Here is a 21,761-nt window from a genome sequence, read left to right as displayed (position 1 = left end):
GGATTCAATGGCCGGGCCATGACTTACCGTGTCATGGCGCCATTGGACATGGGGGCCGCCTCAGCGCGCGCTGAGCTCGTGCACCGCGTCGACCATCACCGCCACGTGCTCGGGGTTCATGTCCGGCGACATGCCGTGGCCGAGGTTGAACACGTGGCCTTCGCGCGAGCCGCCGTTGCCGTCGCGGTAGCTGTCCAGCGCGCGGCCGACGTGGGCGCGGATCGCGTCCGGTTCGGCGTACAGGGTGACGGGGTCCAGGTTGCCCTGGATGGCGACCTTGCCACCGCTGCGGCGGACGGCCTCGCCCAAGTCGATCGTCCAGTCCACGCCCACGCCTTCAGCACCGGTGTCGGCCAGATCGGCCACGTAGGCGCCATTGCCCTTGCCGAACAGGATCAGCGGCGTGCGATCGCTGCCTTCGCCGCGCGGCAGCTCGGCGGCGATGCGCTGCATGTAGCGCAGCGAGAACTCGCGGTACATCGACGGCGACAGCACGCCGCCCCAGGTGTCGAACAACTGCAGCGCCTGCGCGCCGGCCGCACGCTGCGCCGACAGGTAGGCGATCACCGCGTCGGTGGTCACGTCCAGCAGCTGGTGCATCGCGGCCGGGTCGTTCATCGCCAGCGCCTTCACCCGCGCGAAGTCCTTGCTGCCGCCGCCTTCGACCATGTAGCAGGCCAGCGTCCACGGGCTGCCGGAGAAGCCGATCAGCGGCACGGCGTTGTCCAGCTCGCGGCGGATCGTGCTGACCGCGTCCATGACATAGCGCAGGTCGGTCGCCATGTCGGGCACGCCGAGCCTGGCGATGTCAGCGGCGGTGCGCACCGGGCGCTCGAACTTCGGGCCTTCGCCATCGACGAAGTACAGCCCCAGCCCCATCGCGTCGGGGATGGTCAGGATGTCGGAGAACAGGATCGCCGCATCCAGCGGGAACCGGCGCAGCGGCTGCAGGGTGACCTCGCAGGCCAGCTCCGGGTTCTTGGCGAGGTTCATGAAGCTGCCGGCCTGGGCGCGGGTGGCGCGGTATTCGGGCAGGTAACGGCCGGCCTGGCGCATCAGCCAGACGGGCGTGTGGTCGACCGGCTCGCGGCGCAGGGCGCGCAGGAAACGGTCGTTCTTGAGCGGGCTGGACAGGGCGGACTTGGGCAGGACAGGGCTGGACAAGGCAGGGTTCCTCGAAGAAGTCGGCGCCGGATCGCGGCTGCACGGGGATGGTGAAAGGGGCAGGAAGAGGGCTGGACAGCGCAGCGGGTGTCAGCGTGGAGCGTTGGCTCCCTGGCTGAACATCACGTGGAAGCCGCGCTTGAGTTGCTGGTCGCGCGCCTGTTCCAGCGCGGCCAGGGCGCTGTCGTGGTCCAGGAACTGCTCGCGGCGCACCTGGCTGCGTCCGCCGATCTGGCCGGATTCGCGCACCAGCATCCAGCCGCCCAGCAGGTCGGGCTGCAGCATCAGTTGCACGAAGCGGGGCGCTTCGGGGCCGTCGGGGCGTTGTTGCAGGAGCAGGCGCATGGCTCGATTGTACGGGCTTGCGCTGGGGCCTGGCGGCGGCAAAGCCGCGACGGGACCCTTGCCGCTGCGGCCTTGCTGCCGTTCGCCGGTGTTGTCGCCACCGCGTGCGCCGCGCGGACGTACGCGCCGGCTGGCTCGCTTGCCGGCGTGCCGATCCGCCGGTTCAGCCTGCCAGCACCGCCCGCACGTCGCTGTCGTTCACGCCGGCCACGACCCGCGCGGTTCCGACCCCATCCCACAGGATGAAACGAATACCGACCGCGTCGGCCTTCTTGTCCAGTCGCATCCGGGCCAGCATCGCGGCCGGCGCGAGGCCGGCGGGCAGCGTGGTCGGCAGTCCCAGGCGGTGCAGCAGGGCGCGCAGGCGCTCGGCATCGGCGGCCGGAGCCAGTCCAAGCGCGGTCGACAGGCGCGCCGCCAGCACCATTCCGACCGCCACCGCCTCGCCGTGGTTGAGCCCGTCCCCGTGGGTGCCGGCATAACCCTGTTCGGTCTCGATCGCATGGCCAAAGGTGTGGCCGAAGTTGAGCAGCGCACGGTCGCCGCGTTCCAGCGGGTCGCGCGCGACCACCGCGGCCTTGAACGCGCAGCAACGTGCGATCGTCTCGACCAGGACCGCGTCGTCGCGCGCCAGCAGTGCGTCGGCCCGGGCTTCCAGCCAGCCCAGGAAGCCGGCATCGCGGGCGTCCAGCGACGCGGCGATGGCAGCGTACTTGACCACCTCGGCCAGCCCGGCCCGCAGCTCGCGGTCGGGCAGGGTTCGCAATGTGCTGGTGTCGGCAATCACCGCGCGCGGCGGATGGAACGCGCCGACCAGGTTCTTGCCGGCTGGCAGATCCACCGCGGTCTTGCCGCCGACCGAGGAGTCGACCATCGCCAGCAGTGTGGTCGGCAACTGGATCACGTCGATGCCGCGCATCCAGCAAGCCGCGGCGAAACCGGCCAGGTCGCCGACCACGCCGCCGCCCAGCGCGATCACGGCCGCGTCGCGTGTCGCGCCGAGCGCGGCCAGCGCATCGAGTGCCTGGGCAAACCGGGCGAGGGTCTTTTCATGCTCGCCGGCGGGAATCACGAAGCGTGACACCGCCAGGCCGGGCGCCGCGGCGAGCAGCGCGGCCTGCACCCGGTCGGCGTGCAGCGGCGCGACGTTGTCGTCACTGACCAGCAATGCGTGGCGGCCGCGAACGGCGGCCGCGAGGCGGGTGCCGTCGTCCAGCAGGCCGGGACCGATCGCGATCGTATAGGGCTGGCTGCCGGCGACATCGACGGTGCGTACGACGCTCATGCCGGGACTCCGCGTCGCCAGTGCAGCCGCAGTTGTGCGGCCAGCAGCGCGGCGGCGTCGGCGGCATCCAGCCCGTCGGTCGCGAAACGCAGGTCGGCGACCTCGGCGTACAGCGGCGCGCGTTGTCCGGCCAGTTCGCGCAGCACCGCGCCGGGGTCATCGCGTTGCAGCAGCGGACGGGTCGTGTCGCCGGCCAGCCGCGCCAGCTGGGTGGCCGGCTCGGCATGCAGGTGGACGACGAAACCGCGTTCGCGCAACAGGCGTCGATTGCCGACGTCCAGCACCACGCCGCCGCCGGTGGCCAGCAGCAGGCCATCGGCGGGGCGATCGACCGCCAGCAGGTCGGCCAGCGCCTGATGCTCGTGGCGGCGGAAACCGGCTTCGCCTTCGTGCTCGAAGATGGCGCCGATGCTGGTTCCTGCGCGCCGTTCGATCTCGTCGTCGAGATCGACCAGAGGCAAGCCGGTGCGGGTGGCCAGGTGACGGCCGATGCAGGATTTCCCGGCTCCCATCGGGCCGACCAGGATCAGGTTGGGCGCAAGCTTCATGGCGCCGATTGTAGGGGCAAGGGAGACGCCCAACCCCGGGTCGTGCCTGCGGCCTTGCACGGCCTTAACGCTTGCGCATTTACGGTGCTGGTTCCGGTCGCATCGTGCGACTTTTGTCCCGCAGGAGAATCGCCATGTCGGTTGCCAAGGTCATCGAAATCAATTCCTCGTCGAAAAAGAGCATGGAAGACGCGGTCCAGAGCGGCATCAGGAAGGCCGCCGAGTCGGTCAAGAACATCAAGGGCGCATGGATCAACGAGATCAAGGTCGTGACCAGCGATGACGGCAGCATCATCGAATGGCGGACCAACATGAAGATCAACTTCATCGTCGATTAGGAAAGGCCTGCGGCGTTGTCGTCATCCCCGCGCAGGCGGGGATAACGATAAAAGCGGGGCCGATCAGGGTTACCCCGGGGCGGGACGCCACGCACTGCATATCGGGTCGCCGCCCGGCCAGGCAGGTGCGATGCCCGCGCGTCCGGCCCACAATAGGCCCATGACCATTCCCGCCCTGTTGTCCGAAGCCCACGCCACGTTTGCCGACCTGTTCGCGCAGGCCCGCATCGCCGGCGAACCCGACCCGACTGCAATGACCGTGGCGACCGCGACCCTCACCGCGCGACCGTCGGCCCGCATCGTGCTGTTGAAGGCGCACGACGAGCGCGGCTTCGTGTTCTACACCCACCTCGACGGCCGCAAGGGTCGCGAGCTGCAGGCCAACCCGCAGGCGGCGCTGCTGTTCCACTGGCCGCGGGTCAAGGAGGGCGTGCAGATACGCATCGAAGGGCCGGTCGAGATCGTCAACGACCAGGAGGCGGACGCCTACTTCGCCACCCGTCCGCGCGGCAGCCAGATCGGCGCCTGGGCCTCCCTGCAGTCCGAGACGCTCGATGAGGCGCGTTTCCACGATCGCATCGCCCAGCTCGAACAGGAGTTCGAGGGCCGCGACGTGCCGCGTCCGCCACGCTGGACCGGCCTGCGGGTGCGTCCGGTCGCGATCGAATTCTGGTACGGCGGCCAGTACCGCCTGCACGAGCGCTACCTGTACGAGAGCGACGCGGCCGGCGAGTGGTCGAAGCGGATGCTGTACCCGTGACCGCCGTTGCGGATGCGGCGCCCGCGAAAACCTCCGGCCCGCAGCGCATCGTCTGCCTGACCGAGGAGCCGACCGAGACGCTGTATGCGATCGGCGAGCAGGACCGCATCGTCGGCATCAGTGGCTTCACCGTGCGCCCCGCGATCGCGCGCAGGACCAAGCCGAAGGTCAGCGCGTTCACCAGCGCGAAGATCGGCGAGATCCTCAAGCTCCAGCCCGACTTCGTGGTCGGGTTTTCCGACATCCAGGCCGATATCGCGGCCGAACTGATCCGGCACGGCGTCGAGGTGTGGATCAGCAACCACCGCAGTGTCGAGGGCATCGTCGACTACATCCGCCGTTTGGGCGCACTGGTCGGCGCGGCCGGCAAGGCCAACGCCTATGCCGACGGACTGCAGCACGGACTCGATGGCATCGCCGAGGCCGCCGCACTGCTGCCGCGTCGGCCGAAGGTGTATTTCGAGGAGTGGGACGAGCCGTTGATCAGCGGGATCCAGTGGGTCGCCGAGCTGGTGCGGATTGCCGGTGGCGATGACATCTTTCCCGAGCGCGCGGCCGAGTCGCTGGCGAAGCAACGCATTCTCGAAGACCCGATGGAGGTGGTCCGACGCGCGCCCGACATCATCCTGGGCTCGTGGTGCGGCAAGAAGTTCCGCCCCGAAAAAGTCGCCGCGCGCGATGGCTGGCAGGCGATCCCGGCGGTGCGCGACAACGAGCTGCACGAGATCAAGTCGGCGATGATCCTGCAGCCCGGCCCGGCCGCGCTGACCGACGGCGTCGGCGCGATCGCCGCGATCATCCGCGACTGGGCGGTGCGGCACGGTTGAGGCCGCTACTTGCGACCAAACGAAATCCAGACGGACGCCTGCAGGAAGTTTCCGTGAGACAGGGCGCAGCAACCGGGTGTTGTCCGACCGGACTCCCTTCGGTCGTAGGAGCGGCTTGGTCGTAGGAGCGGCGTAAGCCGCGAACGCGCAGGATTCGCAGCGTCATTGCGCTCCCCTGTCCCCAGCGTTTCTCACAACGGCCTGGTCACTCGTCGCCGATGATCGCCCGGCGGCCCGGGCAGCGATGTGCAGGTCGCGGCTGAAGCCGCCCCTACAACGGGCGTGGCTGTTACCTCATGTGCGGCGACTCGGGGAGCGCCCCGCGCATCGCACCGTTATCCGGTCAAAGCGGCAGGAATTCGCGATTGAACCGCATCGTCGAGTGCGCGCCGTTCTCCAGGGTGATGTCGAGCTCGAACCGCAGGGTGTCTGGCAGGCTCACCTGCACGGTGCCGAGATAATCGAGCAGCTCGCCGCTGTGCAGTTCGCGCAGCTCGATGGTGTGGCGCTGGCCGCGCAGGTCGGTGGCGGTGGCGGTGATCCGGGCCGGTACCGAAATCTCTTTGCTGGATTCCCCCTGGCGCAGGCCGACCAGCAGCATCACCTGGTTGTCGGCGCGGGCGATGCCGTACTTGTCCGCCACCAGTTCGCCGAGCAGCGCGGTCTGCAGCACCGTGGCGCGCACGGTGGTGTCGCCGATGCGTGCCGTGGCTTCCTGCTGGTTCGCGGAGGACGCCGGGTTGCCTGCGGGCGGGCTGGAAGGCTCGGCCGAGCAGCCCAGCAGCAGGGCCGTGCCCAGCAGCAGTGTGAGGGTAGTGCGCAAGGTGGTGCTCCTGATGGATGTGGAGGTTGATGCAACGGCCACAATGTCGAATGGATCGTCAGTCATCGTTCGCCGCCGACAGTTCACGTCCGCGCAACGTTGCGGCGGTCACCGCCCGGTCGACCAGGTCGCGCAACCCGCCCTGCTCGAAGGTCTCGATCGCGGCCTGGGTGGTGCCGCCCGGAGAGGTGACCTTCCGGCGCAGTACCTCGGCCGGCTCATCCAGCTCGGTCAGCATCCGGGCCGCGCCCAGCAGGGTCTGGTTGGCGAGCCGGCGCGCAGTGTCTGCCGGCAAACCCTGCTTGATGCCGGCGGCCTGCAGCGCCTCGGCCAGCAGGAACACATAGGCCGGGCCGCTGCCGGACACGGCGGTCACCGCGTCCATCTGCGCTTCGTCCTCGATCCACACCGTCCGGCCGACCGCATCCAGCAGGCGCGCGGCCTGGTCGCGCTGGGTGGCGTCCACCTGCGGGTTCGCGAACAGGCCGGTGATGCCGGCGCCGAGCAGCGCCGGGGTGTTGGGCATCGCCCGCACCGCCGCGATGCCGCCGCCGAGCCAGTCCGACAACTGGCGGGAGGTGATGCCGGCCGCAATCGAGATGGCCACCGGCTGCGCGGTCTGGGCGGCGGTGGCGATCTCGCCGCATACCGCGCGCATGACCTGCGGCTTGACCGCGAGCAGCCAGACCGTCGCGCCCGCGACCGCTTCGGCGGCGGTGGCAAAGCCGCGCACACCGAAATCGGCCTGCAGCGATTCCCGCAGCGCCTGCACCGGCTCGGCGACCCGCACGCGTGCCGGGTCCGCGCCGCGCGCGATCATCCCGCCGATCAGGCTGCGCGCCATGTTGCCGCCGCCGATGAAGGCGACGATCGGGGACTCGGCCTGGCTGGCTGGAGGTTTCATGTGGGGGCCTTCGATAGGAATCAGCGCCCAGTGTAAGAGTCCGCGCCGCGTGGTGCCTGCGGAGCCTTGTTCGTGGCGAAACCGCTATCCCGGCGAGCGCGCGCCGAACAGCGCCGTGCCGATCCGCACCATCGTCGCGCCCTCGGCGATCGCGATCGCGGCATCGGCGCTCATCCCCATCGACAGAGTGTCGACATGCGGATATCCCGCCCGCATCGACTCGAACAGGACCCGCGTGCGGCGGAAGGCCGGGCGGGCCAGTTCCGGGTCGTCGTGCGGCGTCGGGATCACCATCAATCCGCGCAGGCGGAGGTTCGGCGCGGCGGCGACCAGCGCGGCCAGCGCGTCGATCTGGTCGGGGCGGCAGCCGTGCTTGCTGGCCTCGTCGTCGATGTTGACCTGGATCAGCACGTTCAACGGGCCGCGTGCGGGGTCGCGGTGCCTGGCGAGTGCGCCGACCAGTTTCGGCCGGTCCAGGGTCTGTACCCAGTCGAACGCGGTGGCGGCATCGCGCGCCTTGTTCGACTGCAGGTGGCCGATCAGGTGCCATTCCAGCCCGGCCGACGCCGGGCCCAGTGCGGCCTGCTTGGCCTGCGCTTCCTGCACGTAGTTCTCGCCGAAGGCCCGCTGGCCGCGGCCGGCCAGCTCGGCGATGGCCGCCGCCGGCTGGGTCTTGCTGACCGCGAGCAGCCGCGGCGCTGGCCGGCCCGAGGCGGTGGCTGCGTTTTCGAGCATTCGGACGGTATCGTCCAGGGCATGCGTCGGCACGTCGTTGGTCCTGTGATGGGGGGCTGGATTGGCGGCGCGGATCCGGGGCTATACTGCCGCTCAGGGCTCATCCGTACCAACAGCAAGCCGCGCCGGCATCGTCCGGGACGGTTGTGCATGTTGCCGGATGCCACCATCCACAGTGCAGGGGAGCACGCATGGATATCGCCGAACTATTGGCATTCTCGGTAAAGAACAAGGCCTCCGACCTGCACCTGTCGGCCGGCATGCCGCCGATGATCCGGGTCGACGGGGACGTGCGCCGGATCAACATCCCGGCGCTGGACCACAAGACCGTGCACGCGCTGGTGTACGACATCATGTCGGACAAGCAACGCCGCGACTTCGAGGAATTCCTCGAGACCGACTTCTCGTTCGAGATCCCCGGCCTGGCGCGGTTCCGCGTCAACGCGTTCAACCAGAATCGTGGCGCGGGCGCGGTGTTCCGCACGATTCCGTCCGAGGTGCTGACCCTGGAAGACCTGGGCACGCCGCGGATCTTCAAGGAGCTGATCGACCAGCCGCAGGGCTTGATCCTGGTCACCGGCCCGACCGGCTCGGGCAAGTCGACCACGCTGGCGGCGATGATCGACCACATCAACAAGAACGAGTACGCGCACATCCTGTCGGTGGAAGACCCGATCGAGTTCGTGCACACCTCGCAGAAGTGCCTGATCAACCAGCGCGAAGTGCACCGCGACACGCACGGCTTCAACGAGGCGCTGCGTTCGGCGCTGCGTGAGGACCCGGACTACATCCTGGTCGGCGAGTTGCGCGACCTGGAGACGATCCGGCTGGCGCTGACCGCCGCGGAAACCGGGCATCTGGTGTTCGGCACGCTGCATACCAGTTCGGCGGCCAAGACCGTGGACCGCATCATCGACGTGTTCCCCGCCGGCGAGAAGCCGATGGTGCGCTCGATGCTGTCGGAGTCGCTGCGCGCGGTGATCTCGCAGGCGCTGCTGAAGAAGGTCGGCGGCGGACGCACCGCGGCCTGGGAAATCATGGTCGGCACCCCGGCCATCCGCAACCTGATCCGCGAGGACAAGGTCGCGCAGATGTATTCGGCGATCCAGACCGGCCAGAACGCCGGGATGATGACCCTGGACCAGCACCTGCAGGACCTGGTGAAGCGCGGCCTGATCCTGCGCCCGCAGGCCCGCGAGTACGCCAAGGACAAACGCCTGTTCGACTGATCGACAGAAGCACGCCTTGTTGAAGCACGCCTCGGGCATCGGGTCCGGTGGCAAGGGGAATACCGCAATGAGCACCGCAGAAAGCATCGACTTCACCTCGTTCCTCAAGCTGATGTCGCACCAGAAGGCTTCCGACCTGTTCATCACCGCCGGCATGCCGCCGTCGATGAAGGTCAACGGCACCCTGCAGCCGATCACGCAGAACCCGCTCACGCCGCAGCAGAGCCGTGACCTGGTACTCAACGTGATGAACCCGATGCAGCGCGAGGAGTTCGAGAAGACCCACGAGGCCAACTTCGCGATCGGCCTGGCCGGGGTCGGCCGGTTCCGCGTGAGCTGCTTCTACCAGCGCAACCAGGTTGGCATGGTGCTGCGCCGGATCGAGAGCAAGATCCCGACCATCGACGAGCTCAACCTGCCGCCGGTGCTGAAGACCCTGGCGATGACCAAGCGCGGCATCATCCTGTTCGTCGGCGCGACCGGCACCGGCAAGTCGACCTCGCTGGCGGCGATGATCGGCTACCGCAACCAGAACTCGACCGGCCACATCATCACCATCGAGGACCCGATCGAGTTCGTGCACAAGCACGAGGGCTGCATCATCACCCAGCGCGAGGTCGGCATCGACACCGACAGCTGGGAGAACGCGCTCAAGAACACCCTGCGCCAGGCGCCGGACGTGATCATGATCGGCGAGGTGCGTACCCGCGAGGGCATGGACCACGCGATCGCGTTCGCCGAAACCGGCCACCTGGTGCTGTGCACACTGCACGCCAACAACGCCAACCAGGCGATGGACCGGATGATCAACTTCTTCCCGGAGGACCGGCGCAACCAGTTGCTGATGGACCTGTCGCTGAACCTCAAGGGGATCATCGCCCAGCAACTGATTCCGACCCCGGACGGCAAGGGCCGCCGGGTGGCGATGGAGATCCTGCTCGGCACGCCATTGGTGCAGGACTACATCCGCGATGGCGAGATCCACAAGCTCAAGGAAGTGATGAAGGAGTCGGTGCAGTTGGGCATGCGCACCTTCGACCAGGCGTTGTTCGAGCTGTACCAGGCCGGCGAGATCACCTACGAGGACGCGCTGCGTTATGCCGACTCGCAGAACGAGGTGCGCCTGCGCATCAAGCTGGCGCAGGGCGGCGACGCGAAGACGCTGTCGGCCGGCATGGACGGCATCGAAGTGGCCGAGGCGCGATAGACCCGGGGTGACCCGGCCGGGGCGGCGGCAGTGATCCCGCCCCGGAAGCCACGATGAAAAGCAGCCGGGCGATCAACCCGGCTGTTTTCGTTTGGCGGAAGGCGCAATGTGCGGTCCGGATCAGAGAGTGACCTGTTCCGACTCGACCACCATGTCCAGCACGTAGGCGACCGACGAGCCGACGGCGGGCGGATTGGCGATGGTGTATTGCTGCAGGCGTCGCACATGGCGCACGCCGGGCTGGTGGGTGTAGCCCTCGATATCCTGGTGCAGCGGTTGCCAGGCGTCAGGTGTGGTGGTGAGCAGGCCGTTGTCGCCGTAGGTCCACTCGCGCACCTGCAGGCAGGACTTGTCCGGGACGGGTCTGGACGAGTCCAGCGACCTCAGCGGGCATGGCGGGCCCACGGCGCACCGGCGGCCAGCGTGCGCGCGAAGACCGGACAGTCCTCGCGGTGGGCGCCGGGCAGGTAGCCCAGGCTCATGAGGAACTCGCCGGTGATCTCGCCGCCAGTGAAGCGGAAGGTCCGCTTGAACAGCGCCACCCAGCCGGCCTTGTCGCGAAGGCTGCCGTCGTGGGTGGCCTGGGCATCCAGCCAGACGGCAAAGCTGCCGTGTGACGCACGCAGGCGCTGGATGACCTGCGCGTTGTGGATCGCGGCCTGGATTTTCAGCCGGTTGCGGATGATGCCCGCGTCGGCCAGCAGGCGTGCCTGCTCGACCTCGCCGTAGGCGGCGACCTTGTCGACATCGAAGCCGTCATAGGCCTGCCGGAAGTTCTCGCGTTTGCGCAACACGGTTTCCCAGCTCAGGCCGGCCTGGTTGATCTCCAGCAACAGGCGCTCGAACAGCACCGCTTCGCCGCGCTGCACGAAGCCGTATTCATGGTCGTGATACGGCCCATGCAGCGGATGGCCGGGCGCGATGTCGCAATAACCCGACATGCCGGCTATTGCACTCCGGTGGTGCAGCGCCAGCGTCGGCGCGGTATCGGACGGCTGGAAACGTCGCGGTGGCAGGGCAAAGGCACGACGGTGAACCGGAGCAGGGTGGGGCGTCATCCTACCGCGCGCCGGCCTTGCTCCCGCGTCGCCGAGGGAGTCGTCGGGAGCGTTGCCACCGCGCTTCATGCCGCCGGCTGCACGGCACCCGGGCTAGAATGCGGGCATGATTTCCGCTCCCACTCCACTTGCCAACCAGTTGCTGATCGCCTTGCCGTCGCTGGAGGAAAGTGCGTTTTCACGCACGGTCGCGCTGATCTGCCAGCACGATGCCGATGGCGCGATGGGCATCGTCGTCAACCGCGCGTCCGAGTACACGCTGGGCGAGGTACTCGGGCAAATGGGTATCCAGGGCGGCAGCGAAACGTTGCGCACGCAGACTGTGCTCGCCGGCGGGCCGGTGCATCCGGAGCGGGGCTTCGTCCTGCACGACGGTGGTCTGCAATGGGACTCGACCCTCGCCATCACCGACGACCTGTTCCTGACCACCTCCCGCGACATCCTCCAGGCGATGGCCGAGGGAGAAGGCCCGGCCAATGCGTTGGTCACCCTGGGCTGTGCCGGCTGGGGCGCGGGCCAGCTCGAGCAGGAACTGGCCGACAACGACTGGCTGACGGCGCCGCCGGATACCGAGTTGTTGTTCCGCCTGCCGCTGGAGGCGCGCTGGGAAGCGGCCGCCGGTCGCATCGGGGTCGACTTCGCCCATCTGGCCGCCTACTCCGGCCGCGCATGAGCGACATCGTGCCTCCGGCTGCACAGGATCCGGTCCCGCCGCTATCGATCCGTCGCGATGGCACGGTGTTCGGCTTTGATGTCGGCGCGCGCCGGATCGGTGTCGCCGTGGGCAGCATGTTCGGCCACCGTGCGCGTGCGCTGGCGGTGATCGACGTGCATGGCCACGGTCCGGACTGGACGACGCTGGACCGCCTCCACAAGGAATGGCGCCCCGATGGCCTGGTGGTTGGCGATCCGCTCACCCTCGACGGCGGCAACCAGCCCGCGCGCGAGCGCGCCCACGCCTTCGCGCGCGACCTGCATGCGCGCTACCGGTTGCCGGTGGTGCTGGTGGACGAGCGCTCCAGCTCGATCGAGGCAGCGCAGCGTTTTGCCGGCGAACGCGCGGAAGGCCGCAAGCGCCGCCGCGACGCGCAGGCCCTGGACGCCATGGCTGCCGCGGTGATCATCGAGCGCTGGCTCGCCGCGCCTGACGATGCCATCGACATCAGCCGCATTGCGCCGGAGTCCGATACCGGCAGCTCCACCTCCGATCGACCGACCTGATCCGCCAAAGGACCGCATGAGCCATCACGCCGACACCGCCCTGCCGTTGCAGCATTTGCTGACGCTCGAACACCTGCCGCGTACGCAACTGGTCGCCTTGCTGGATCTGGCCCAGCGCTACGCCGAGGGGCGCGACAACCGCCAGGCGCTCGCCGGCACCGGCATCTGCACGCTGTTCTTCGAGGCCTCCACGCGCACCCGCCTGAGCTTCCAGCTGGCGGCGCAGCGACTGGGTGCCGACGTGCTCAACTTCGACGTGTCGACCTCGTCCACCCGCAAGGGCGAGACCGCACAGGACACCCTGAAAACCATCGAGGCGATGGGCGTTCGCGGCTTCGTGGTGCGGCACGACCAGAACGGTGCGGTGGCTGCGCTGGCCGCTGCCGCCAACCCCGGCAGTGCGTTGATCAATGCCGGCGACGGCCGCAGCGCGCACCCGACCCAGGGCCTGCTTGACATGCTGACCCTGCGCCAGGCCAAGGGCGACGACTTCAGCAAGCTCAAGGTCCTGATCGTCGGCGATGTGAAACATTCGCGGGTAGCGCGCTCGGACCTGCACGCCCTGCACACCCTGGGCGCAGGCGAAATCCGCGTCTGCGCCCCGCGCACGTTGCTGCCCGACGACGGCACCCTGGATGGCTGCACGGTCGTCGCCGACCTCGATGCCGCGCTCGACGGCGTCGATGCGGTGATGACGCTGCGCCTGCAGCGCGAACGCATGGAGGAAGGCCTGGTCGCCTCGCTGGACGACTACCACCACGACTACGGCCTCACCGCCAACCGCTTGCGCCGCGCCGCGCCCGACGCCGTCGTCATGCATCCCGGCCCGATCAACCGCGGTATCGAGATCACCGATGAGGTCGCCGACGGCCCGCAGTCGCGGGTGCTGCAGCAGGTGCGCAATGGCGTCGCCGTCCGCATGGCGGTGCTGGAAACCCTGTTGGCCGGATAAATACGAGGTCTTGGCGCAGGTCACTGCGGATCGGGTGGCGGCAACCGGTGGCGGACGCGCAGGAAGCGGGCGAACCGCGGCAGCCCTTTTGTCGTCAACCCGTTGTAACGGTAGGTGACATGGCTGCCGAGTGGCGGCGGATCTGCGCGCTGCGCATCAGTGAACCCGCCGCCGAGCCGGAACCGCACCCCGTCCGGTCGTTCCACGATCAGCGCACCGAGCATGCCCGAGTACTTCCCCTGGCCCGGTGTATGTCCCACTACGCGCGCCTCGGCGTCATCAAACGGCTTGTATTTGAGCAGCCCCTCGCTGCGCCCGACCACGTAGCGCGCATCGCGATGGTGCAGCATCAGACCCTCGCCTCCGGCCGCAACCACCGCATCGAAGCGGGCGTCGATCTGATCCGCGTCCGCCACCCGGAACTGCCGTACCGGTCGGAGCCAGTCAACCCCGGTCGCGGCCAGCAGGGAACGCATGCCATGCACACGGGCATCGAATGGACCTCCATGTGCCGGCAGGTCGAACACCATGAAACGCACCCGGCGCCACGCCGAATCCCCCGCCGCCTCCGCGCGCACGATGCCGCTCACCTCGTCGAAGCGGCCCCGTCCGATCCACAACTCGCCATCCATCGCCACCGCCGGCCAATTCGCGGTAAACCAGCCGGGTGCGGTGACCACATGCCCACCGCGCGTGCGCAGCACCTTCCCGTCCCAATGCCCCCTGACCCCGTCCAGTTTCTCGCTGACCCAGTAATCGGAGACGTCAATGCCGGCCTGATAGCCCGTTGCCAGCATCAGCCGGGGAGGTGTGGCTTCGGCGGCGAACAACTCGCCGGAAACCAGACACAACAACAGAAAACAAAACGCAGGGAATTTCATCGACTCGTCCTTGAGTGGTGGTGGATTCAATGTATGGCCGGGAAACCGCCGGGTTTCAAGTCCGTGCTCCCGAAACGCGCCTGAGAAAATAGCCGGAAGACTTCCGGACAACCAGGCCTTGGCCCCAGCACCATCAGTCGCGAGGTTCGCCGCGACGCGACGTTCAAGGGCGGTGCTGCCCCCGGTACCTGGACGAACTTGCCAGATACCAGCCCCACAACACTGCCGCCAGCCGAGACAGTACCAGATGCGATGTTGCTGATGCCGCCGAAGTCGGAAAGTGAAGACGCGAGGAACCACAAGCGCAACCCGTTGCCGAAGTCAGGCAACCCGGTGCGAACGCACCCGAGAACCCAGCCGAAGAACGAGCGGCCGAAGCCCGTGCCAAGCGAAGGCGCAGAGCCAGTGTGTGCGATGAAGTAACCGGAGCCGGCCGACACGTTGCGATGCGGTGTCCGAAGCAGCGAGCCGCCATGAAACTCTCAACAGCAACCGCCTAACGCCGGAATTAAGCCGAGCCACGAAGTGGCTTCGGCTTGAATGAATTGTTAGGCGGTGCTGCTCCGGACGATGGACGAACTTGCCAGAAACCGCCCAAAGACCACCGCCACCAACCGAAACAGTACCAGATGCGATGTTGTTGATGCCGCCGAAGCGGGAAAGTGAAGAAGCCAGGAGCCACAAGCGCAGCCCCTTGCCGAAGTCAGGCAAGTCGGTGCGAACGCACCCGAGAACCCAGCCGAAGAACGAGCGGCCGAAGCCCGTGCCAAGCGAAGGCGCAGAGCCCGTGTGCGATGAAGTAACCGGAGCCTGCCGACACGTTGCGATGTGGTGTCCGAAGCAGCGAGCTGCCATGAAACTCTCAACAGCAACCGCCTAACGCCGGAATTAAGCCGACCAACGAAGTTGGTTCGGCTTGAATGACTGGTTAGCTGGCCCCCGCATGGAACCGATGATGAAAACCTACGAAATCCGAACGATCAATGATTTGCTGAAGGTTCCGAGCGAGAAGCTGGACGTTTGCCTGCGCGAGATTCACTACAGCCTGGAACTGCACAAGCTGGCCTTTGGCGAGGGGTGCGAAACGATTGGCCTTGAAGTGATCCGCTGGTGTGACGACGGCGAACGGCACGTGGAGTTGCAGGACGACAAGGGCGAGGAAATCGTGACGCTCCGAATCATTGACGCGGCAAGTGCCAGCTAACGCCTGAGTTAAGCCGACTTGCGTAGTGGAGCCAAACACATGGCAAGCTTTTTCTGCCATGTGTTTGGTGTAACGAAGTAAGTTCGGCTTGAACGAATTGTTAGGCAATACACCCCGCTACCCCAGAATCTGCGGGTTGAGTTGCCACACTGAGTAGTTGAGCGCGGAGGCGAAGCTTACCCAAAGCAGGTACGGGATGAGCAGTGCCCCTGCCAATGGCCTGACGCGCCAGAATGCAATAAGCGTTGCAACGATAAGCACCCAAAGCAGAACGATGTCCGCGAAAGCCAATTTGCCCAAGTGCCACCCGAAGAACAGCCAGCTCCAGAGCGCATTGACCGCGAGTTGCACCAGAAACAGAGTAAGGGCTGTACGTGCAGCACGGAACCCTCCGACACGCCAGACCAGCCATGCCGCAATGCCCATGAGCGCGTAAAGGATTGTCCAGACAGGGCCGAACAGGTCGGGCGGCGGCGCCCACTCCGGGCGTATGAGTTGCGTATAGAACGGACCAGCTTGTATAGACGCGGCGCTGCCGATGGCGGCAGCAATGAAGCTGACCACGAGCCAGGTAACGAACCCGATGATTTGCTTGTTTTTTGGCAAAGTCACGATTCACTCCCTTGTGTTGCCTAACGCCTGAATTAAGCCGACGCGACTTGTCGCGTTCGGCTTGAATGAATTGTTAGACCTCAGCAACGATGGACTGTCCGACTGTGGCCTTACCGAAAGACTATCAGCGAAACGATCCGCGAGCCGCTGACCGATCCGACGCCGAAAAACCGGGCTTTACTGCGGAACCTGCGACGCGCGATGCCGACCGAAGTTACGTTGCAACAAACGCCGAAGAACTTGTCGACGCACAACCACATTGCCGAATGTTGCTTTGCTGAGGACTAACGCTTGAATTAAGCCGACCCGCGAAGCGGGTTCGGCTTGAATGAACTGTTAGACCGCGTCGCCATGGATGTGCTCTCGCCACTCCACGAGAAGCGTCCCGATCGTTTGATTGCGAGCGGTGTTGCCGGAAAGCCCCATGTACTTGCCCTCAATCTCCCTGAGAAGTGAGGCGATCTTATGCGCGTCAGCGCCATCATGAAGCAAGCTATACACGCTGGGGAGATAGCTGGAGTACTCGTCGCGAGCCTGCGGTGCGTCAGAGATGCCGCACGGATCCCATAGGTAATGCAGCACCTCATCGGTGCGGCGGTAGAGCTCGTGGTCTTTGGGCGAGCGATTCTTATGCATAGCGGTCTAACGCCTGAGTTAAGCCGACTTGCGTAGCGTAGCCGACAACGTGGCAAGCTTTACCTGCCACGTTGTTGGTGTAGCGAAGCAAGTTCGGCTTGAACGAATTGTTAGCCACTTTGCCCTGTGCCTGCGAGAGCCAACAGCATTTTCCGGGTCTCTTTGTCAGGACGAAGCGTAGTAGTGCCACCGTTTGAGGTGTGGACGTGCACACGCCAAGTAAGAACGGCCCAACGACCAACTGGGAACTTGGACGCCAAGTCCTTAAGCCAGCTATTGTCTTGACCGAGTGGAACGATCCAGTTGCCAGTCTCTCCATCGCCGAGAGACTTGGGGATGCCATGGCTAAATTGGTCTTGCATGAACGTAACAATTCCATGTCGCTTCCACCGCCAGACGCCAAACGTGAAGCCGATGTTTGTAACCACGGTTGGACGCTGACAAATGTTGGTCACAGACACAGAGAAAACGTCTATGCGCGGCTGACCTGGACCGATGATTAGGCGGTGGCCAGCGTAGCCGCGCAGCTTGATGCGCTGAGATGAATGCGCAACGTAAAGAGCAACTGCAGCAGCGGCGAACGAGCCGATGCCAGACACCCAATCCGCAATTGAACCCCAATCATCAACTGCCACGAACTCTCCCTAAGTGGCTAACGCTTGAATTAAGCCGACCCGCGAAGCGGGTTCGGCTTGAATGAATTGTTAGGCGCGTGGCGACCAAATTTGGACACTAACCAGATAGCGGTAGGTAGTGCGGAAAGCTGAAGAAAGTACTGAACCCCAACCCCGATGCTGTGTGAGAACAAGGGCAAGCCAAAAACAAGCCATGCGGTACCCGCAGAGGATGCCAATGCCAAGAAGATATTGGTGCGGATATGCGCTGTGCTGAGGCGCCATAGAGCCCAAGCGGCGGGCAGGCAAAGAGCGATATTGAACAAGAAGTCTGTGAGGGTGATGGTACTCCAGAAACCTATGCCCCGAAGTCCGTTACGCAGTAAGAAGCCAGGGATCGGGCTATACGCAGCAATGTATGCCCAGCACCACACAATAAATAGAGCCAGTGCGCCGCCGATGGCAATCGTAACAATTCCTGAGCTTAAACGTGACATGCGAAATCCTCTCTTACGCGCCTAACGCTGGAATTAAGCCGACACCACTTGTGGTGTTCGGCTTGAATGACTTGTTAGGCGGTGCTGCTCCGGACGATGGACGAGCTTGCAAGAAACCGCCCAGAGAATCCCGCCGCCAGCCGAGACACTACCAGATCCGATGTTGTTGATGCCGCCGAAGCCGGAAAGTGAAGAAGCCAGGAGCCACAAGCGCAGCCTGTTGCCGAAGTCAGGCAAGTCGGTGCGAACGCACCCGAGAACCCAGCCGAAGAACGAGTGGCCGAAGCCCGTGCCAAGCGAAGCGCAGAGCCAGCGTGTGCGATGAAGTAACCGAAGCCGGCCGACACGTTGCGATGTGGTATCCGAAGCAGCGAGCCGCCATGAAACTCCCAACAGCAACCGCCTAACGCCGGAATTAAGCCGACGCCACTTGTGGCGTTCGGCTTGAATGACTTGTTAGGCGGTGCTGCTCCGGATGATGGACGAATTTGCCAAGAACCGGCCCCACAACACTGCCACCAGCCGAGACAGTACCAGATGCGATGTGGCTGATGCCGCCGAAGCCGGAAAGTGAAGAAGCCAGGAGCCACAAGCGCAGCCTGTTGCCGAAGTCAGGCAAGCCGGTGCGAACGCACGCGAGAACCCAGCCGAAGAACGAGCGGCCGAAGCCCGTGCCAAACGAAGGCGCAGAGCCAGTGTGTGCGATGAAGTAACCGGAGCCGGCCGACACGTTGCGATGTGGTATCCGAAGCAGCGAGCCGCCATGAAACTCTCAACAGCAACCGCCTAACGCCTGAGTTAAGCCGAACCGCGTAGTGGAGCCAAAGGCATGGCAAGCTTTTCCTGCCATGGCTTTGGTGTAACGAAGCGGTTTCGGCTTGAACGAATTGTTAGGCCTCAGCGCGGGAATGCTGCAATGAGCTTGAGGCCTAGCCAAACTGCGGTGATGCCAAGGACAACACTGGCGCCAGCATACAACGCAGCCACCAACAGCTCACCGCGACGCACAAGGAACATTGCGTCAAGACCGAACGCGGAAAAGGTTGTGAACCCGCCGAGCAGGCCAGTGAAAAGAAACAGCCGTGTGCCCGGGCCGAACAACTCATACCGCTCGGCGAGGCCCGCAAGAAGGCCTATGGCCAGACAGCCAAGAATGTTGACCGCGAACGTGCTGTAAGGGAAGCGCTCCTGTGCCGTGAGGTGCAGTACCAGGCCGCCAAGCTTGTAGCGCGCTACCGAGCCGATGAACCCTCCGAGACCGACCAGCAAGATGCTTTTCATGTGAGTGGCTGATGATGCTTGTTGATGAGGCCTAACGCCTGAATTAAGCCGACCCGCGAAGCGGGTTCGGCTTGAATGAATTGTTAGGCCGCAGCCGACGAAACACCAGAACTACAATCGGGAGTGCAGCCGCGAACGCGAGCAGGTCTACTGCCAGTGCTGCGACCGTGAATGGCCTAGATGGTGCCGACATGAGATAGAAGTCGAAGGCAGCGCCCATGAGCGAGATAGTAAGGGCAACAAGAACGGCGTTCTGGCGATAGAGCAGCGCAACTGGAACCGAGAAGGCGATGCCGGCCAACAAACCGCAGAGGGCGGAGGCCGCAAGAAGCCCAGACAGTTGGAATGGGCGTGAGGAGAACAAGTCAGGCATCCATTGCACCCACAACGCGAGTCGCGAGTGAACGTGCCAGTAGCCGTAAAGCAGCGGCAAGTAGAGAGCGATCTGCAAGACGAGTCTCATAACTTTCCCCTACGGCCTAACGCCTGAGTTAAGCCGACTTGCGTAGTGGAGCCAAACACATGGCAAGCTTTTTCTGCCATGTGTTTGGTGTAACGAAGCAAGTTCGGCTTGAACGAATTGTTAGGCGGCGGGCTACTGCTCATCTTCTGGGCGCAGCGGCGATCGCAGCCAGTGGTAGTGAGATATTAGTGCCTTAGCGTAGGCGTCTAGCTCAGCTCGGTAGTGATGGGTGTGCTGCCCGAGGGGCGGTAGTTCTCCTTCAACGAAGCCTTCGGCCACAAGTGACGCTCGATAACGCTGAATTGGACCATACCCATACAGCAGGTTGTGCCGATCCCAGACGACCGTTGCCCGCTGACTAGGCGAGTAAAGCCATAAATCAAAGCGCCCATCGCCCGACAGGAAAGGGCGGAACTGCTCAAAGAACTCCTGGACCTCAGCAAACGATAGATCCGGGCTCTGATAGCGACCCGGCTCGGCTTCACCGCGAGGTGTGTGCAGCACATACAAAACGAAGAGCGGCTCTTCTAAGCACTGCGCCAACTTTAGGACGATCTCCGGATCTGCACTTGGCACGCCAGCCGTGATTCGGGGCGTGCCCGAACCAGACATGCGGCAGCGGAACACTGCGGGGTGCGAGTGCTCCACCCATTGCTCTTCTACCAAGTGGCCGAGTCTGTACATGCGCCGCCTAACACCTAAGTTAAGCCGACCCGCGCAGTGGAGTGGACCAGGTGGCAAGCTTTACCTGCCGCCTGGGCCGCGTAGCGAAGCGGGTTCGGCTTGAACGCATTGTTAGGCGGCAGCTGGCCCGGATGGTGCACTCCCCGACCCGGACGAACCGCAGCCCAACCCCTGAGCCGAACACTACAACACCTTGGGCCAATCTGGCCGGGACGTCCGGACGCGCCGCAAAGCTGCTTGCGGCAGACCTGCGTACCGCTGAGACGAGCGACTGCTGCCGAAGTCGGGGCCGCTTGGCAGCGCCAAATGCTCAAGGTCACGGTGTTGGTGCTGAGCCCGCTGCGGGCTCAGGCGGTGTTGAACGAAGCGACCTTTCGCGCTGGTGCGGATTATCCGAAGAGCAACCCGCGGCACACGACGGCGCTTGCCCAGTGACGCCTAACGCCTGAGTTAAGGGGTGCCGCGAAGCGGCATCCCCTTGAACGAACTGTTAGCGGTCATTCTGCGCCACCCCCAGCCTGGCAAGCCAACTTTGGAAGGCAACTTGGTCCTGCTCCCAGACGACTACTGTGGCCGAACCGCCGGGCAAGACGAAAAAGATGCCGCGATCCTTGGGCTGCGGCAGGTCAAAGGTGCAACCAGCTAGACGTAACTCAACAGCGCCGTTCGCTGGCCCACGGATAGTCTGAAGGACCGCCACGCGCAGGCTAGCCGGCGCAGCACCATTTGTGATGCTGATCTGGCCTAGCTCAGAGTCGACGGCATCCGGGAGGCCGAGTAGACGGTTCTCGTAGCCCTCCAAGTGAAGCCCTGTGACGCGACCCACGAACACCGAGGAGTACTGATCGAGCGTGGTGGCCGACGGCTCGATGGTGCGGCAGGCGAACGCAGGCATCGACAGCAGCGCTGTCGCGATGAGAAGAGCGGGTGCTGCGAATCTGCCCATGACCGCTAACACCAGAATTAAGCCGTGCCGCGAAGCGGCATCGGCTTGAATGACTTGTTAGGCGCTTGGCCCGACTGCGTCACCTCAATGCCGAGCGACATTGGCGGCATGATGTGGCGAAACAGCAGTTGGCCCAGCGGCCCAATCAGCAGTACTTCGCTGAGTGCTCCTTCCCCGAGCGGATCAGACTCCACAACTTGAGCCACGGGAAACGGCAACAGCCCAGCTGCGCCGGCAAAGGGACTCATCGAGTAGGTCTTACCGTTTCTCGCCCATTGTAGTGCTCCCGGATCGCACCTCTCTAAAGAGAGGCCAAGCGAAGGATACTTATCTGGGTCGAGGTACACCTCACACGGAGCCAGCATGACCAAGCCTCCGTCGGAAAGCTCGAGCACGGCCGCGCTCGTGGCGAGTGGCGTGGTGTTTCCGTCAATCCAGGCGGGATGCACCGGCTCGCACAGGGGAGTCAGTACTTGCCGTACTACCGTGTTGACGAGCGACGAAGTGTCCATAAGCGCCTAACACCAGAGTTAAGCCGTGCCGCGAA

At 65.0% G+C, this 21,761-nt stretch carries 27 protein-coding genes; 10 read left to right on the top strand and 17 right to left on the bottom strand.

From position 1 onward, the window contains the following. Positions 1-60 precede the first annotated feature (60 nt). The 4 genes from hemE to N792_RS08325 all read right to left on the bottom strand — a co-directional run bounded on the left by hemE (position 61) and on the right by N792_RS08325 (position 3,342). Positions 61-1,134, bottom strand: a complete 1,074-nt coding sequence (hemE, locus tag N792_RS08340; protein WP_036194325.1) for a uroporphyrinogen decarboxylase — start codon at positions 1,132-1,134, stop codon at positions 61-63. 120 nt (positions 1,135-1,254) lie between these two features. After that, on the bottom strand, positions 1,255-1,509 hold the full coding sequence (locus N792_RS08335; RefSeq protein WP_036194082.1) for a WGR domain-containing protein: 255 nt from the start codon (positions 1,507-1,509) through the stop codon (positions 1,255-1,257). Positions 1,510-1,672: 163 nt separating this feature from the next. Beyond that, on the bottom strand, positions 1,673-2,794 hold the full coding sequence (gene aroB, locus N792_RS08330; RefSeq protein ID WP_036194081.1) for a 3-dehydroquinate synthase: 1,122 nt from the start codon (positions 2,792-2,794) through the stop codon (positions 1,673-1,675). After that, complete coding sequence (locus tag N792_RS08325; protein WP_036194080.1) at positions 2,791-3,342, bottom strand: shikimate kinase; 552 nt, start codon at positions 3,340-3,342, stop codon at positions 2,791-2,793. Before N792_RS08325 ends, aroB begins: the two co-directional genes overlap by 4 nt. A gap of 134 nt (positions 3,343-3,476) precedes the next feature. Here N792_RS08325 and N792_RS08320 point away from each other — a divergent pair, with 134 nt between their 5' ends. From N792_RS08320 to N792_RS08310, 3 genes are all read left to right on the top strand, one after another. After that, entirely contained in the window at positions 3,477-3,680 is a 204-nt protein-coding gene (locus N792_RS08320; protein ID WP_036194079.1) for a dodecin family protein, read from the top strand. Between the two features lie 166 nt (positions 3,681-3,846). Beyond that, a complete protein-coding gene (gene pdxH / locus N792_RS08315) occupies positions 3,847-4,440 on the top strand; it encodes a pyridoxamine 5'-phosphate oxidase (RefSeq protein WP_156969364.1) in 594 nt (197 codons plus the stop codon). Further along, positions 4,437-5,267: an ABC transporter substrate-binding protein gene (locus N792_RS08310; RefSeq protein WP_052103788.1), complete on the top strand. Its 831-nt coding sequence runs from the start codon at positions 4,437-4,439 to the stop codon at positions 5,265-5,267. The genes pdxH and N792_RS08310 overlap by 4 nt, the downstream gene beginning before the upstream one ends. A gap of 343 nt (positions 5,268-5,610) precedes the next feature. Here N792_RS08310 and N792_RS08305 read toward each other — a convergent pair whose 3' ends face one another. The 3 genes from N792_RS08305 to N792_RS08295 all read right to left on the bottom strand — a co-directional run bounded on the left by N792_RS08305 (position 5,611) and on the right by N792_RS08295 (position 7,729). Continuing rightward, positions 5,611-6,090 (bottom strand): DUF4426 domain-containing protein, encoded by a 480-nt coding sequence (locus tag N792_RS08305; protein ID WP_036194077.1) that lies wholly within the window; start codon positions 6,088-6,090, stop codon positions 5,611-5,613. Between the two features lie 58 nt (positions 6,091-6,148). Next, complete coding sequence (gene proC, locus N792_RS08300; RefSeq protein WP_036194076.1) at positions 6,149-6,994, bottom strand: pyrroline-5-carboxylate reductase; 846 nt, start codon at positions 6,992-6,994, stop codon at positions 6,149-6,151. A gap of 84 nt (positions 6,995-7,078) precedes the next feature. Beyond that, a complete protein-coding gene (locus N792_RS08295; protein WP_036194075.1) occupies positions 7,079-7,729 on the bottom strand; it encodes a YggS family pyridoxal phosphate-dependent enzyme in 651 nt (216 codons plus the stop codon). Positions 7,730-7,920: 191 nt separating this feature from the next. Here N792_RS08295 and N792_RS08290 point away from each other — a divergent pair, with 191 nt between their 5' ends. Together N792_RS08290 and N792_RS08285 are read left to right on the top strand one after the other, a co-directional pair. Next, on the top strand, positions 7,921-8,958 hold the full coding sequence (locus N792_RS08290) for a type IV pilus twitching motility protein PilT (protein WP_036194074.1): 1,038 nt from the start codon (positions 7,921-7,923) through the stop codon (positions 8,956-8,958). A gap of 67 nt (positions 8,959-9,025) precedes the next feature. Beyond that, on the top strand, positions 9,026-10,165 hold the full coding sequence (locus N792_RS08285) for a PilT/PilU family type 4a pilus ATPase (RefSeq protein ID WP_036194073.1): 1,140 nt from the start codon (positions 9,026-9,028) through the stop codon (positions 10,163-10,165). Between the two features lie 120 nt (positions 10,166-10,285). On the opposite strand, the gene N792_RS08280 is transcribed toward N792_RS08285, so the two are convergent. After that, positions 10,286-10,570 carry a DUF4377 domain-containing protein gene (locus N792_RS08280; RefSeq protein WP_224743862.1) on the bottom strand — a complete coding sequence of 95 codons (285 nt, stop codon included), beginning with the start codon at positions 10,568-10,570 and terminating at the stop codon, positions 10,286-10,288. Beyond that, the gene (locus N792_RS08275; RefSeq protein WP_036194071.1) at positions 10,549-11,106 is read right to left on the bottom strand and encodes a DNA-3-methyladenine glycosylase I; all 558 of its coding nucleotides are present in this window, start codon (positions 11,104-11,106) and stop codon (positions 10,549-10,551) included. Before N792_RS08275 ends, N792_RS08280 begins: the two co-directional genes overlap by 22 nt. Before the next feature lie 223 nt (positions 11,107-11,329). On the opposite strand from N792_RS08275, the gene N792_RS08270 reads away from it, so the two are divergent. The 3 genes from N792_RS08270 to N792_RS08260 are packed head-to-tail and all read left to right on the top strand — an operon-like array spanning position 11,330 to position 13,396. After that, a complete protein-coding gene (locus N792_RS08270; RefSeq protein WP_036194070.1) occupies positions 11,330-11,896 on the top strand; it encodes a YqgE/AlgH family protein in 567 nt (188 codons plus the stop codon). Next, positions 11,893-12,444, top strand: coding sequence for a Holliday junction resolvase RuvX (gene ruvX, locus N792_RS08265; RefSeq protein ID WP_052103786.1), 552 nt, complete (start codon positions 11,893-11,895; stop codon positions 12,442-12,444). Before N792_RS08270 ends, ruvX begins: the two co-directional genes overlap by 4 nt. Positions 12,445-12,460: 16 nt before the next feature. Continuing rightward, entirely contained in the window at positions 12,461-13,396 is a 936-nt protein-coding gene (locus N792_RS08260; RefSeq protein WP_036194069.1) for an aspartate carbamoyltransferase catalytic subunit, read from the top strand. A gap of 20 nt (positions 13,397-13,416) precedes the next feature. Here N792_RS08260 and N792_RS08255 read toward each other — a convergent pair whose 3' ends face one another. Continuing rightward, entirely contained in the window at positions 13,417-14,577 is a 1,161-nt protein-coding gene (locus N792_RS08255) for a DNA ligase (protein WP_224743861.1), read from the bottom strand. 655 nt (positions 14,578-15,232) lie between these two features. Between N792_RS08255 and N792_RS08250 the strand changes: the two genes are divergently transcribed. Beyond that, positions 15,233-15,481, top strand: a complete 249-nt coding sequence (locus N792_RS08250; protein WP_156969356.1) for a hypothetical protein — start codon at positions 15,233-15,235, stop codon at positions 15,479-15,481. A gap of 117 nt (positions 15,482-15,598) precedes the next feature. Here N792_RS08250 and N792_RS08245 read toward each other — a convergent pair whose 3' ends face one another. The 5 genes from N792_RS08245 to N792_RS13810 form a co-directional block, all read right to left on the bottom strand. Next, positions 15,599-16,087 (bottom strand): TspO/MBR family protein, encoded by a 489-nt coding sequence (locus N792_RS08245; protein WP_036194322.1) that lies wholly within the window; start codon positions 16,085-16,087, stop codon positions 15,599-15,601. Positions 16,088-16,429: 342 nt separating this feature from the next. Then, on the bottom strand, positions 16,430-16,729 hold the full coding sequence (locus N792_RS08240; RefSeq protein WP_036194066.1) for a hypothetical protein: 300 nt from the start codon (positions 16,727-16,729) through the stop codon (positions 16,430-16,432). 2,008 nt (positions 16,730-18,737) lie between these two features. Beyond that, on the bottom strand, positions 18,738-19,121 hold the full coding sequence (crcB, locus tag N792_RS08235) for a fluoride efflux transporter CrcB (RefSeq protein WP_036194065.1): 384 nt from the start codon (positions 19,119-19,121) through the stop codon (positions 18,738-18,740). A gap of 43 nt (positions 19,122-19,164) precedes the next feature. Next, positions 19,165-19,572 carry a hypothetical protein gene (locus N792_RS08230; protein ID WP_156969355.1) on the bottom strand — a complete coding sequence of 136 codons (408 nt, stop codon included), beginning with the start codon at positions 19,570-19,572 and terminating at the stop codon, positions 19,165-19,167. Between the two features lie 144 nt (positions 19,573-19,716). Then, on the bottom strand, positions 19,717-20,268 hold the full coding sequence (locus tag N792_RS13810) for a hypothetical protein (RefSeq protein WP_198025584.1): 552 nt from the start codon (positions 20,266-20,268) through the stop codon (positions 19,717-19,719). A 306-nt stretch (positions 20,269-20,574) separates the two neighbouring features. Between N792_RS13810 and N792_RS14270 the strand changes: the two genes are divergently transcribed. Then, complete coding sequence (locus N792_RS14270) at positions 20,575-20,703, top strand: hypothetical protein (protein WP_255516641.1); 129 nt, start codon at positions 20,575-20,577, stop codon at positions 20,701-20,703. 55 nt (positions 20,704-20,758) lie between these two features. On the opposite strand, the gene N792_RS08225 is transcribed toward N792_RS14270, so the two are convergent. Further along, on the bottom strand, positions 20,759-21,214 hold the full coding sequence (locus N792_RS08225; protein WP_036194063.1) for a hypothetical protein: 456 nt from the start codon (positions 21,212-21,214) through the stop codon (positions 20,759-20,761). A gap of 17 nt (positions 21,215-21,231) precedes the next feature. Then, a complete protein-coding gene (locus tag N792_RS14100) occupies positions 21,232-21,462 on the bottom strand; it encodes a hypothetical protein (RefSeq protein WP_191150471.1) in 231 nt (76 codons plus the stop codon). Positions 21,463-21,761 lie beyond the last annotated feature (299 nt).

Origin of the sequence: Lysobacter concretionis Ko07 = DSM 16239, from assembly GCF_000768345.1 — a bacterium.
GTDB lineage: Bacteria > Pseudomonadota > Gammaproteobacteria > Xanthomonadales > Xanthomonadaceae > Novilysobacter > Novilysobacter concretionis.
The sequence above is the reverse complement of the archived record's forward strand: the minus strand, read 5'-3'. Positions and strand labels throughout refer to the sequence as shown.